Origin of the sequence: Micromonospora sp. 15K316 (genome assembly GCF_004348525.1) — a bacterium.
In the GTDB taxonomy this organism is placed as follows: domain Bacteria; phylum Actinomycetota; class Actinomycetes; order Mycobacteriales; family Micromonosporaceae; genus Micromonospora.
This window is the reverse complement of sequence record NZ_SMKG01000181.1, coordinates 1-12,068: the sequence shown is the minus strand read 5'-3', so window position 1 is coordinate 12,068 and position 12,068 is coordinate 1. Positions and strand designations below refer to the sequence as shown.

Annotated in this window: 12 protein-coding genes; 5 read left to right on the top strand and 7 right to left on the bottom strand. The window is 73.6% G+C overall.

Annotation, left to right across the window (positions count from 1 at the left end; all coding sequences use genetic code 11):
* Both E1211_RS32710 and E1211_RS25010 read left to right on the top strand, forming a co-directional pair.
* The coding region (locus tag E1211_RS32710) for a sensor histidine kinase (RefSeq protein WP_371686199.1) at positions 1 to 501 on the top strand (501 nt) is incomplete at its 5' end.
* Positions 498 to 1,139: a response regulator transcription factor gene (locus E1211_RS25010; protein WP_132351486.1), complete on the top strand. Its 642-nt coding sequence runs from the start codon at positions 498 to 500 to the stop codon at positions 1,137 to 1,139. The genes E1211_RS32710 and E1211_RS25010, both read left to right, overlap by 4 nt.
* A 75-nt stretch (positions 1,140 to 1,214) precedes the next feature.
* Here E1211_RS25010 and E1211_RS25005 read toward each other — a convergent pair whose 3' ends face one another.
* The 7 genes from E1211_RS25005 to E1211_RS24975 all read right to left on the bottom strand — a co-directional run bounded on the left by E1211_RS25005 (position 1,215) and on the right by E1211_RS24975 (position 8,210).
* A complete protein-coding gene (locus E1211_RS25005) occupies positions 1,215 to 1,838 on the bottom strand; it encodes a DedA family protein (RefSeq protein ID WP_132351484.1) in 624 nt (207 codons plus the stop codon).
* Positions 1,839 to 1,932: 94 nt separating this feature from the next.
* A complete protein-coding gene (locus tag E1211_RS25000; protein WP_132351482.1) occupies positions 1,933 to 3,195 on the bottom strand; it encodes an adenylosuccinate synthetase in 1,263 nt (420 codons plus the stop codon).
* The gene (locus E1211_RS24995; protein ID WP_132351480.1) at positions 3,192 to 4,151 is read right to left on the bottom strand and encodes a hypothetical protein; all 960 of its coding nucleotides are present in this window, start codon (positions 4,149 to 4,151) and stop codon (positions 3,192 to 3,194) included. Before E1211_RS24995 ends, E1211_RS25000 begins: the two co-directional genes overlap by 4 nt.
* A 9-nt stretch (positions 4,152 to 4,160) precedes the next feature.
* A complete protein-coding gene (locus E1211_RS24990) occupies positions 4,161 to 5,132 on the bottom strand; it encodes a serine/threonine protein kinase (protein ID WP_132351478.1) in 972 nt (323 codons plus the stop codon).
* On the bottom strand, positions 5,129 to 5,884 hold the full coding sequence (locus E1211_RS24985) for an NUDIX domain-containing protein (RefSeq protein ID WP_132351476.1): 756 nt from the start codon (positions 5,882 to 5,884) through the stop codon (positions 5,129 to 5,131). The genes E1211_RS24990 and E1211_RS24985 overlap by 4 nt, the downstream gene beginning before the upstream one ends.
* A gap of 92 nt (positions 5,885 to 5,976) precedes the next feature.
* A complete protein-coding gene (locus tag E1211_RS24980) occupies positions 5,977 to 6,858 on the bottom strand; it encodes a MaoC/PaaZ C-terminal domain-containing protein (RefSeq protein ID WP_132351474.1) in 882 nt (293 codons plus the stop codon).
* Positions 6,858 to 8,210, bottom strand: coding sequence for a 3-oxoacyl-ACP reductase (locus tag E1211_RS24975; protein ID WP_132351472.1), 1,353 nt, complete (start codon positions 8,208 to 8,210; stop codon positions 6,858 to 6,860). Before E1211_RS24975 ends, E1211_RS24980 begins: the two co-directional genes overlap by 1 nt.
* Before the next feature lie 54 nt (positions 8,211 to 8,264).
* Here E1211_RS24975 and E1211_RS24970 point away from each other — a divergent pair, with 54 nt between their 5' ends.
* The 3 genes from E1211_RS24970 to purB all read left to right on the top strand — a co-directional run.
* Complete coding sequence (locus tag E1211_RS24970) at positions 8,265 to 9,557, top strand: acetyl-CoA C-acetyltransferase (RefSeq protein ID WP_132351470.1); 1,293 nt, start codon at positions 8,265 to 8,267, stop codon at positions 9,555 to 9,557.
* A 112-nt stretch (positions 9,558 to 9,669) separates the two neighbouring features.
* Positions 9,670 to 10,560 (top strand): META domain-containing protein, encoded by an 891-nt coding sequence (locus E1211_RS24965; RefSeq protein ID WP_132351468.1) that lies wholly within the window; start codon positions 9,670 to 9,672, stop codon positions 10,558 to 10,560.
* A 97-nt stretch (positions 10,561 to 10,657) separates the two neighbouring features.
* The coding region (gene purB / locus E1211_RS24960) for an adenylosuccinate lyase (RefSeq protein WP_132351466.1) at positions 10,658 to 12,068 on the top strand (1,411 nt) is incomplete at its 3' end.

Here is a 12,068-nt window from a genome sequence, read left to right as displayed (position 1 = left end):
ACCCCCACCCCCACCCCGGCCGATCCGGGTGACGGCCTGCTCGGCGGGCTGGCCGAACTGCTACACGAATCCCGGGTGGCCGGGCTGCGGGTCCGTCGGCAGGACGAGGGCGAACCACGCTCGGTGCCGGCGACCGTGGGACGTACCGTCCACCGCGTGGTCCAGGAGGCGCTGACCAACGTACGCAAGCACGCCCCGGAGGCCGACGCGACCGTACGCCTGCGCTATCTGCCGGACTGGGTGGAGATCGCGGTCCGGAACGGATCGTCTGTCGAAGGCTCGGTGCCGCCGAACCCCCGACCGGGCCGGCCGGGCGAGCTCCCGAGCCGGCGCGGCGCCGGGCAGGGCCGGCCGGGCGCTGGCCCCGAGCTGCCCGGTGCGGGCCTCGGGCTGCTGGGCCTGCGGGAGCGGGTCGAGCTGCTCGGTGGCCGGTTGGAAGCGGGGCCGACCGACGACGGCTTCCTGGTCCGGGCGTTGATTCCCACTCCGGGGACCGCATGATCCGGGTCCTGGTCGTCGACGACGAGCAGCTCGTCCGCTCGGGCCTGCGGCTGATCCTCGAAGCGGCCCCGGACATCACCGTGGTAGGCGAGGCGGCGGACGGCGGCGCGGCGCTGGCCGAGGCGTACCGGCTCCGACCCGACGTGGTGCTGCTCGACGTACGGATGCCGGGCACGGACGGGCTGACCGCCGCGCCGCAGGTGGTAGCCGCCGGCCCCAAGGTGATTATGCTTACCACCTTCGACCTCGACGAGTACGTGCACCGCGCGCTGCGCGCCGGGGCGGTCGGCTTCCTGCTGAAGGACACGCCGCCCCGCGAACTGGCCGCGGCGGTCCGCACGGTGGCGGCGGGGCAGGCGATGCTCGCCCCGACGGTGACCCGCCGCCTGATCAGTTCTTTCGCCGAGCGTGGTCCGGCACGCCGGACCGCCGCCCGGCAGCAGCTCGACCTGCTGACCGACCGGGAGCTGGAGATCGTGCGGGAAGTGGCGCGTGGCCACGCCAACGCGGAGATCGCTCGCCGGTTGGCGATGAGCGAGGCCACCGTGAAGGCACACGTCAGCCGTGCGCTGGCAAAGCTCCAGCTGGCCAATCGGGTCCAGGTCGCGATCCTGGTGCACGACGCCGATCTGCTCTGACGGGCAGCCCCACGCCGATCGCGCGAACGTCCCCACTCGGCGGCACGGTCGTACCGCACCGACTGTCGGCGGTGCTCAGCTCCGGTCCGCGGCGCGACGCTGGGCCCGGCGACGGCGCAGCGTACGGATGACCTCCAGGAGCGCGGTGACCGCGATCGAGAGGCCGAGTCCGGCCACCACTCCCTTGATCGGGTCGCGCTCGAAGGCCAGTCCGCCGAAGTAGCCGAGCAGCCCGCAGTAGATGCCCCAGGTGAAGGTGGCGATCCCGTCGAAGAGGAGGAAGGAGCGGCGCGGGTACCGGACCGCGCCCATGGTGAGGGTGACTGCGGTCCGGCCACCCGGGATGTAGCGGGCGGTGGTCAGGATGACCCCGCCCCGCCGGTCGACCGCGCGGCGGGCCCACTCCGATCCGGCCCGCCGCCGGCTCCGTTCCGGCAGCCGCGCCAGGCGGCGTGCCCCACCGCCGCGTCCGATCGCGTACGAGATGTGGTCGCCGACGAGCGCGCCGATCGCGGCCGCCGCGATCACGGCGATGATGTTGGGTCGTCCGTTGGCGGCGGAGATGACGGCTGCGGTGATCACGGCGGCCTCGCCGGGCACGGCCGGGAAGAACGCGTCGACCGCGGTGAGCCCGAAGATCAGCAGGTACACCCATGGTGAGGCGACCAGCTGCCGGAGCAGGTCGAGCGCGGAATCCATGCTCCCATGCTCGCCGGGTGCGACCCGCCCGGTGGCCGAGTCGCCGGATCGTCCGCCGTCGGTCGGGTGCCAGGCGTCCGCCGCCGGCCGGTCGTCAGCCGGCGCGAACCAGGGCCGGTGGGGCGAGCAGCGGACCGCACGGCGTCTTGTCGCCGGCCGTGGGGCCGTGCGACGTCAGCACCACAGGTGCCCCCAGCTCCGCCCCCACCGCCTCTGCCCAGTCGGTCGGCGCGTCGTCGTACAGCGGGCGGGCACGCAGCAGGCGAGCGGTGAGCGCGGCCTGCCGGTCCAGGTCGCCGGGCGGGCCCGGGGTGAGCCGGTCGGTGGTGTCGTAGCGGCGGCAGATCCGTAGCCTGGGGCCGGCCAGGTCGAGGTGGGTCAGCGCCAGGCCGTCGACCCCACCGGCCGCCGCGAGGGCGTACCGGTGGGCGACCGCGTCGAAGTGGCCGAACCGGAAGCGGCCCTGCCACTGGTTCGTCGGGTTACGCGGGTCCACCAGCGGTAGGGCCGGGTCCTCGGTCACCAACGGGCCGGGCCCGTGCCGGGTGGTGACCAGCCGGAGCACGCCGATCCGGGTGGCTCCGTCGGGCAGGCCCGCCTCGGCGAGCAGGCTGTCGGCGTTGGCGAAAGTGGTGGTGCTCCACGTGGTGTACGGGTGGAAGCCGTGCCGCTCGTCGAGCAGCACCCCCTGCGCGCCCTCGAACACGCAGGTTCCGGTGCGCAGCGCCCCGGCGAGCCAGCCCCGGTCGACGATCTCGACCCGCCGCGCGAACCCGGTGAACGCGGGCAGGCAGTCCTCGACCGGCGGGGCGCCCAGTGGGCCGAGCTCGGCGGTCAGCCGGTCCCGCAGGGCGGTCAGCCGGCGGCGCAGCAGCGCCGGGTCGTGACAGTCGGCGACCCGAGGGGCGTCGTCGGGGTGGGTGAGACCGTACGCGACGGCCTCACCCACCCCGAGCCCGCAGGAGCCGTGCCGGTCGGCTCCCCGGGCGATCTCCCGAGCCCGGTTGGCGGCCCGGTGGTACGGGGTGGCGAGCAGCGCCGCCCCGTCCACGGTCAGCCGGTCGAGGGCGTCGGGAACCCCGACCGTGGCGAGATGGTCGGCCTCGGCGGCCAGCGCCAGCGGGTCCACCACCACGTGCCGCGACAGGTGTGTACGGACACCCGGGTGGAACGTGCCGGCGCCGAACTGTGCGAACGTGTGGTGCCGCCCGTCGCGCAGCACGACGTTGTGTGCCGCCTGCGCGCCCCCGTTGAAGCGGACCACGGTGTGCACGGGGCGGGTGGCGCAGAGCCAGTCCACCACCGTGCCCTTGCCCGCGTCGCCGTAGCCGAGGTCGACCACCGCCACGTGCCTCACAGCCGGGTCACCCCGCCGGCGGTGTCGCGGAACGCGGGCAGCGTGGACACCTCGGCCCGCCGCCCCCGGCCGAGCGGGGCCAGCGCCTTCGACACGCTGCCGGTGGCGCTGGAGCCGACGCGGTCCAGGTGGCGCAGGCCCTCGTCCAGGTCGACGGCCTGCTCGCCGAGGCCGATGGTGAGTGCGATGGTTTCGCAGGTCGCGTCGAGGTCGTCGAGTACGAGGGCGTTCTGCCCGAGCAGGTCCCGCCAGAAGTCGAGCACCTTGGCCTCGCCGACGTGGTAGCTGCCGGCGGGGAGCAGGTAGTAGGTGTCCCAGCGGCGGGTCACCTCGTCGACGATCTGTCGCAGCGGCACGTCCTCCGTCAGTTCGTCACCGATCAGGCCGGCCACCTCCCGCGCCTTCACCCGCGGGTACGCCAGCTCGTCGCCGATGATGAACAGGTAGCCGCGCCGGCCGCGCTTCTCCCAGCTGTCGGTGACGGTGTGCCGGGCCATGAAGTACATGGCCAGCTCGTACGACTCGGTGAGCTGCCCGCCGCCACCGCCTTCGAGCACGATCCGGCCGAGGTCGTCGTCCATCCGGTTGTCCGACTCGAACTGGCCCACCTGCAACGGCACCCGGTCGCAGGTGGCATCGCCGATCGCGCCGAACATGATCTGCGGGTCGCTGGCGTAGCCCTGCCGTTGCAGCAGGCCGAGCAGCTGCGGCAGCTTGGTCTGCAGGACGCGCGGCACGCTGCGCATCGACCCGGTCACGTCGAAGAGCACCGCGATGGGTGTCGACCGGGGGTGTTCGGCGGAGTCGCGGCTCTCGCGCGTCGCGCCGCGGGGGTCGAGCGCGGGATGGACGGTGCGCGCCCCACTGTCGCTGTAGGAGAAGGCGCTCCTGCCGGCGGACCGGCGGTAACGGTCGGCGGCGTCGTACACGTCGGTGGACCAGATTCCACTGCCCATGACAGCTCCTTAGGGGGTGAGGGTGAAGGGGCGGAAGGTGCGCGGCCCGTAGAGCCGGTCCAGCACCTCGTCCAGCTCGCGCAGCAGACGCCAGGCGTCGTCGGGCCGACGCCCGAGTGAGCGCGGCCGGCAGCCGCGGGCGAAGTCGAGCAGCTCGCGCGGAGCCTGCCGGTCCAGCAGCGAGGTCATGCAGCGGGTGGCCATCCAGATGTCGGTGCCCGGCCCGCAGGCCCGCCTCCCGGAGACCTCGGGCGGGTACCAGTCCTCGTGGCCGGGCACCATCGCCGGGATCGTGCCGCCGACGGGGGCGGAGAAGCACCAGTCGACAAGCACCACGCCATGGGCGTCCGGTTCGATCAGCACGTGTCGCGGCAGGACCGCGCCGTGCACCACGCCCGCCCGGTGGGCGAGGCCGAGCACCACCAGCAGCCGCCGCCACATCCAGGCCACGTCCCGGGCGTCCAGCCCGTCGGGGTAGGTGCCCCGTACCTCGTCGAGGTTGTGCAGGCCGGGCGCGGTGGCGAGCACGTTGATCCGTCGTTCGGCGCCGGTGGTGGCGTCCCGGTGCGGGAATTCGTCGACCAGCCGGGGCACGTACGGCAGGTAGCGCGGGTCGCCGCGCTCGACGATGGTGCGTAGGGCGTACGCCTCCCGGGCCATCAGGTCGTTGTCGCTGGGCCGGCGGGGGAGCTTGAGCAGCCGGTCGTCGCCGACGTCGTAGAGGTCGGCCAGGTCACCCGAGTGGGCCGGTGTGCCGAGGCGGTAGTCGCCGAGGACGGTGACCTGCCGGGCCCGCCACCGGGTGGTGACCTGGATGAAGGCTTCGGTGCCTTCGGCGCGCACCGCCGGGTCGGCTGGCAGGCGGTCGGGGTGCAGGGCCGCGACCAGCTCGCGGTAGCGCCGGGCCGGCTGGTCGGTGCCGAACAGGTCGGCGTCGGTGCGGGCCGCCGCGACCAGATCGATGGCTTCCGCGGCTCTCATCGCACCGTCTCCTCGCGGGCGGGGCGCAGCAGCGCCGGGTGCAGCAGGCGGGCGTCGCCGGGCCGGTAGAGCCGGGCGCGCGGGCCGCCCCGGGTGCCGCCACGCTCGGTGCTGGCGCCTGTGCTCTCCACGAAGCCCGGCACGGAGAGGACCTTGCGGTGGAAGTTGCCGGCGTGCAGCGGGTGACCCCAGACCGTCTCGTAGACGCCGCGTAGCTCACTGATCGTGAACTCGGGGGTGAGGAAGCGGGTGGCGAGCGGGGTGTATTCCAGCTTGGACCGAGCCCGTTCCAGCGCGTCGTCGATGATCCGGCCGTGGTCGAAGGCGAGTTGCCGGCTGGTCAGCGCGGTCACCGGCAGCCAGATCGCCTCGTCTGCGTCGGTGCCCGCGGCCGGGTCCGGCAGGTCGGGGGCGAACGCGAGGTGGGCCACCGAGACGACGCGCATTCGAGGGTCGCGGTCGGGCGCGCCGTAGCTGCCCAACTGTTCCAGGTGAACGCGGCGCAGCCCTTCGCCGCCGAGCCCGGTCTCCTCGGCCAACTCCCGTCGGGCGCCGCCGATCAGGTCCTCGTCGGGGCGGACGAAACCACCGGGCAGCGCCCAGTGCCCTTCGAAGGGTGGCTGGCCGCGCCGGATCAGCAGCAGGTGCAGCGCGCCGTCGCGGATGGTCAGTGCCACCACGTCGACGGTGACGGCGACCGACGGGTAGGCCCGTGGGTCGTACGTCGCGAGGAAGTCCTGCTCGTCAACCATGTCTCTCTCATTCTGAGAACATCTCCTTCTGAGAAGAACCTAACGCAGAAATCTGCCCCTGCCAAGCCCGCGGTCCGGGTCGGCAGGGGCGCTCAGCGCACCAGGCCCGCCAGGTGCGGTCGGCCGTTCGAGTCGTGCAGGGCGAACCCGCCGTCCGGAAGGAGACTGAAGTCCACCGCGCTCGGCAGCGGTACGGGCAGCTTGAAGGCGACCTCGACGGTGCAGGCGTCCGGCAGCCGGTTCTCCAGCGCGGCCAGGCAGCGGGCCTTGCTCCACATGCCGTGCGCGATCGGGCGGGGGAAGCCGAAGAGCCGCGCCCCGAGCCGCGAGGTGTGGATCGGGTTGTGGTCGCCGGAGACCCGGGCGTAGTCGGTGCCGACGGCCGGGCTCAGCCGCCAGGTCGCCGAGGCGGCCGGTACCGGCGGGGACGCGCTCCGGTCCCGCCGCTCACCACCGCCGCTGTGCCGCTCCCGGCCGAGGTACGTCGAGACGCCCCGCCATACCTCCTCCCCGGCGACCGACCCGACGAGCACCACGTCCAGCTGCCGCCCCCGGTCGTGCGGGCGAAGCTTCTCCGCGTACACGGAGAAGTCGAGCGTCTCGCCGCTGTGGATCGGGCGGTGGACGGTGATCCGGTTGGCCACGTGCACCACGCCGGTGAGCGGCACCGGGAACTCCGGTGCGGTCATCAGCCGCAGGGCCAGCGGGAATCCCAGCACGTGCGGGTAGGTCGCGGGGAGCCGGTCGGTGAGCCGGAACCCGCAGACCCGGTCGTAGTCGGCCAGGTGGTCCCGGTCGACCGGTACGCCGGAGACGGTGAGCCGGACCGTGGGTGGCTGGGCCGCCCGCCGGCCGCCCGCGCCGGGGAGAGCACCGGCCAGCGCCCGGCGGTAGAGCGCCCCGACGGCCGGCATCCCGGGCAGCTCGACGGTGGTCCACCCGCTCGCGGGCGGCTCGGTGGTGTGGTCGCTCATCACGCCCCCAGCAGGCTCTGGCCGCAGACCCGTACGACGTTGCCGTTGACCGCGCCGCTGGCGGGCCAGGTCAGCCAGCCGATCGTCTCGGCGACGTCCAGCGGGAGCCCGCCCTGGGCCATGCTGTTCATCCGGCGTCCCGCCTCGCGGATCACCAGCGGGATCCGGGCGGTCAGCCGGGTCTCGATGAAGCCGGGTGCCACCGCGTTGACGCTGATCCCGCGTTCGCACAGCGCCGGGGCGAGCGAGTCGACCAGCCCGATCACTCCCGCCTTGCTGGTGGCGTAGTTGGTCTGGCCGCGGTTGCCCGCGATCCCGGCGATCGAGGAGACGGCGACGATCCGCCCGCCGGTCGGGATCAGCTCACGTGCCAGCAGCTCGTCGTTGATCCGCTCCTGGCTGGAGAGGTTGACGTCGATCACCTGGTCCCAGCGGTCGGCGTCCATCCGGCCGAGCGTCTTGTCCCGGGTGATGCCGGCGTTGTGCACGATCGCGTCGACGCGGCCGTACCGGTCGGCGAGGTGTCCGGCGAGCCGGGTCGGGGCGTCCGGCGCGGTCAGGTCGAGTTGTACCGCGCTGCCACCGGCCTCGTTCGCCACGGCGGCGAGCGCGTCTCCGGCGGCCGGTACGTCCAGCGCCACCACCTGGGCGCCGTCGCGGGCGAGGACCCGGGTGAGCGCCGCGCCGATGCCTCGGGCCGCCCCGGTGACGAGGACGACCTGCCCGTCCAGCGGCCGGTCCCAGTCGGCCGGCGCGGCGGCGGCGCCGGTGCCGATCCGGATCACCTGCCCGGAGACGTACGCGGACCGACCGGAGAGGAGGAATCGGAGGGTGGCGTCGAGGCTGACCCGGGTGCCCTCGTCGGCCTCCGCGCCGACGCGGACCAGTTGGGCGGTGATGCCCCGGCCGAACTCCTTGCCGATGCTGCGGGTCAGCCCCTCCAGGGCCCGCTGGGCGGTCGCCGCGCGCGGTGTGTCGCACTCCGCGGGCGGGGCGCCGAGCACGATCACCCGGCCGCTCGGCGTGACGGAGCGGGCCACCGGGTGGAAGAAGTCGTAGAGCTGCCGCAGCTCGGTCGAGTCGGTGATGCCGGTGGCGTCGTACACCAGCGCGCCGAAGCGTGCGTCGGTGCCGGCGGTGGGCTCGCGCAGCTCGACCCCGGCGGCGGCCAGCAATTCGCCGACCTGTCCGGCGAGCCGGCCGTCGGCGGCCGCGCCCAGCAGAGCCGGACCGGGCAGGAGCGGATCGCCGGGGCGGTGCCGGCGCAGTCGCGGCGGGTCGGGCAGCCCGAGGCGCTTGACCAGCGCGCGGCCGGCCCCCGATTGGACGAAGCTCGCGTACCTGTCGGTCATAGGCGTAGCCTACTGGCGAGTAGGGTACGGGCAACACTGTCGAGGAGGCGGATCGTGCAGAGCATCCGGCGGGTCGCGGTCATCGGCGGCAACCGCATCCCCTTCGCCCGCTCCAACTCGCGGTACGCGAACGCGTCCAACGCGGACCTGCTCGGCGCGGCGCTGGACGGCCTGGTGGCCCGGTACGGCCTGGCCGGCCAGCGGGTCGGCGAGGTGGTCGCCGGGGCGGTGCTCAAGCACTCCCGGGACTACAACCTGACCCGCGAAGTGGTGCTCGGTTCCCGGCTCGACCCGCGCACCCCCGCGTACGACCTCCAGCAGGCCTGCGGCACCGGCCTGGAGGCCGCGATCCTGGTCGCCAACAAGATCGCCCTCGGGCAGCTCGACGTCGGCATCGCGGGCGGGGTCGACACCACCTCCGACGCGCCGTTGGCGCTCAACGAGGAACTGCGCCGCACCCTGCTCCGCCTCAACAGTGCCCGGACCCTCGGCGAGCGGCTGAAGGTGGCCGCGAAGCTGCGTCCGCTCCAGCCGTTCAAGCCGGAGATCCCGCGTAACGCCGAGCCGCGAACGGGGCTGTCGATGGGGGAACACGCGGCCCGCACCGCGCTGCGCTGGAACGTCGACCGGCGTGCCCAGGACGAACTGGCGCTCCGATCCCACCGGCGGCTCGCCGCCGCGTACGACCGGGGCTTCTTCGACGACCTGATGACGCCGTACCTCGGGCTCACCCGCGACCAGAACCTCCGTCCCGACAGCAGCCTGGAGAAGCTGGGCGCGTTGCGGCCGGTCTTCGGCGTTCGCGGGCCGGACGCCGAGCAGGCCACCATGACCGCCGGGAACTCGTCGCCGCTCACCGACGGCGCGTCGACAGTGCTGCTCGCCTCGGAGGAGTGGGCGCGGGAGCGGAGCCTTCCGGTGCTGGCCTGGTTCACCTGGTCGCAGACGGCGGCCGTCGACTTCGTGCACGGCGACGAGGGGCTGCTGATGGCCCCGGCGTACGCGGTGCCCAGGATGCTCGCCCGGGCCGGGCTGACCCTTCAGGACTTCGACTACTACGAGATCCACGAGGCGTTCGCCTCACAGGTGCTGGCCACCCTCGCCGCGTGGGAGTCGCCCGAGTTCTGCGCGGACCGGCTCGGGCTGGACGCCCCGCTCGGCGCGATCGACCGGGACCGGCTGAACGTCAACGGCTCCTCCCTCGCGGCCGGGCACCCGTTCGCGGCGACCGGTGGCCGGATCGTGGCCACCCTGGCCAAACTGCTGGCCGAGAAGGGCGGCGGACGCGGGTTGATCTCGATCTGCGCCGCCGGCGGCCAGGGCGTCACGGCGATCCTGGAACGTTGACGGCGGCCGCCTCGGCGGTGCGGGAGACGCCGGAACGGATCGTGGGAGCTCTTCGTCCAACCCGCCATACGCCTGGCCAACGACGGGCCGGGGTGGCGGACGAGGAGAGGCGATGGGCCGGAGCAGGCACCTGGTAGCTGTGGTCGCGGCAGGGCTGCTGCTGACGAGTTGCGCGAACGGGTCCGGACCGGAACCTGCGCTCCCCGAGGAGACGCGATCCGCCGGTGCGAGACCCACCCTGAACCAACCACAGGAGGACCCGGTCGGACTGATCGGCTCCTGGACGGTCACCGAGGTTGCCGGCGCCGCCGGCGGGATTCTGCGGATCGCCCCCGCCGACCAGGGCGGGCTCTCCTGGTTCGGCCCCTGCGGCGTGTCGACGGGCAGGTGGCGGGCCGGCGCGGACGGCCTCTTCGTCGCCGACCTCTCCGAACACATGGTGCCCGACGGGCCGGAGTGCCGGCCCGGTCCGGGGCGCACGCCGGCCTGGCTGCGTCAGACCACCGCCTTCCGGTTGGAGAAGGACATCCCGGTGCTCCTCGACGAGCAGGGCCGGCAGGTCGCTCGGCTGCTGCCGGGCGCGAAGCCCACTCCCGGGCCGAACCTGTTGCCGTCGCTGGCGGAGCCGCCCGTGATCACCCCCGAGGTCCGGCAGGCCCTCGCGCCGGCCGCCGTACTGCCGACGCACCTGAGACCGGTGAGCCCCGACGACCTCCGGGGTCGATGGGTGCCGGCCGGGCGCGACAACGGCCGCGCCCACGTGGAGCTGCGCGACGACGGCGAGTGGCGGGGGTCTGACGGCTGCAACGGTCAGGGCGGACGGTGGGTCGCCGGAGCTGAGGGTGCCCTGCTCGCCACGGCCGGGCCCAGCACGCTGATCGGCTGTGACAACGTGCCGCTGGCGAGCTGGCTCTCCAAGGCCACGCGCGCGGGGTTGGACGGCGAGGTGCTCGTGCTCCTGGACGCCCAGGGAAAGGAGTCGGGCCGGCTCGCACGGGGCTGAGCGACTCCTCGGAGTGCGCGTCCCGTCCATTCCGCCGCGGCCGGGAGGGACGCGCTGTCGGAGGGGGGCAGGTCCGCGGCATGAAAGACTGAGGTACGTGACGACGATCCCGAACGTGCTCGCCCACCGGTATGCCTCGCCCGAACTGGTCTCCCTCTGGTCCCCGGAGGAGAAGATCCGCCTGGAGCGGCGGCTCTGGCTCGCCGTGCTGCGCGCCCAGCGCGACCTCGGGGTGCCGGTGCCGGACGGGGTGGTCGAGGCGTACGAGCGGGTGCTCGACCAGGTCGACCTGGCGTCGATCGCGGCGCGGGAACGGGTCACCCGGCACGACGTGAAGGCCCGGATCGAGGAGTTCAGCGCGCTCGCCGGGCATGAGCACGTGCACAAGGGCATGACGTCGCGGGACCTCACCGAGAACGTCGAACAGCTCCAGGTGCGCCGCTCGCTGGAGCTGATCCGGGACCGGGTGGTCGCCACTCTGGTCCGGCTGGCGTGGCACGCGCACGAGTACTCCGGTGTGGTGATGGCGGGCCGCTCGCACAACGTGGCGGCGCAGGCCACCACGCTCGGCAAGCGCTTCGCGTCGGCGGCGGAGGAGCTGCTCATCGCGTACGAGCGGCTGGAGGACCTGATCGCCCGTTATCCGCTGCGCGGGATCAAGGGGCCGGTGGGCACCGCGGCCGACCAGCTCGACCTCTTCGACGGCGACGCGGAGAAGGTGGCCGAGCTGGAGCGGCGGGTGGCCGGGCACCTCGGCTTCTCCCGGGTGCTGGAGAGCGTCGGCCAGGTCTACCCGCGTTCGCTCGACTTCGACGTGGTCGCCGCGCTGGCCCAGGTCGCGGCCGGCCCCTCCTCGCTCGCCACCACGATCCGGCTGATGGTGGGCCAGGAGTTGGTCACCGAGGGCTTCAAGCCCGGTCAGGTCGGCTCCAGCGCGATGCCGCACAAGATGAACACCCGTTCGTCGGAGCGGGTTAACGGCTTCGCCGTGATCATCCGGGGCTACCTGTCGATGGTCGGCGAGCTGGCCGGCGACCAGTGGAACGAGGGGGACGTCTCCTGCTCGGTGGTGCGCCGGGTGGCCCTGCCGGACGCCTTCTTCGCCGCCGACGGGCTGTTCCAGACCTTCCTCACCGTGCTCGACGAGTTCGGCGCGTACCCAGCCGTGATCAACCGTGAGCTGGAGCGCTTCCTGCCCTTCCTGGCCACCACGAAGATCCTGGTGGCGGCGGTGCGGCGGGGCGTCGGCCGGGAGGTGGCGCACGAGGTGATCAAGGAGCACGCGGTGGCCGTGGCGCTCGGCATGCGGGAGAAGGGCGCGCTGGAGAACGACCTCTTCGACCGCCTCGCCGCCGACGGCCGGCTACGCCTGACCCGGGCCGAGATCGACGAGCTGGTGGCCGACCGGGCCGGCTTCGTCGGTGCCGCTCCCGCCCAGGTCCAGGCGGTCACCCGCCGCATCACCAAGATCGTCGAAGCCCACCCCGAGGCCGCCGCCTACTCCCCAC

Coding starts and splice junctions, on each gene's coding strand:
- E1211_RS25010 (WP_132351486.1), top strand. CDS start 498: ATGATCCGGGTCCTGGTCGTCGACGACGAGCAGCTCGTCCGCTCGGGC.
- E1211_RS25005 (WP_132351484.1), bottom strand. CDS start 1,838: ATGGATTCCGCGCTCGACCTGCTCCGGCAGCTGGTCGCCTCACCATGG.
- E1211_RS24995 (WP_132351480.1), bottom strand. CDS start 4,151: ATGGGCAGTGGAATCTGGTCCACCGACGTGTACGACGCCGCCGACCGT.
- E1211_RS24990 (WP_132351478.1), bottom strand. CDS start 5,132: ATGAGAGCCGCGGAAGCCATCGATCTGGTCGCGGCGGCCCGCACCGAC.
- E1211_RS24985 (WP_132351476.1), bottom strand. CDS start 5,884: ATGGTTGACGAGCAGGACTTCCTCGCGACGTACGACCCACGGGCCTAC.
- E1211_RS24980 (WP_132351474.1), bottom strand. CDS start 6,858: ATGAGCGACCACACCACCGAGCCGCCCGCGAGCGGGTGGACCACCGTC.
- E1211_RS24975 (WP_132351472.1), bottom strand. CDS start 8,210: ATGACCGACAGGTACGCGAGCTTCGTCCAATCGGGGGCCGGCCGCGCG.
- E1211_RS24965 (WP_132351468.1), top strand. CDS start 9,670: ATGGGCCGGAGCAGGCACCTGGTAGCTGTGGTCGCGGCAGGGCTGCTG.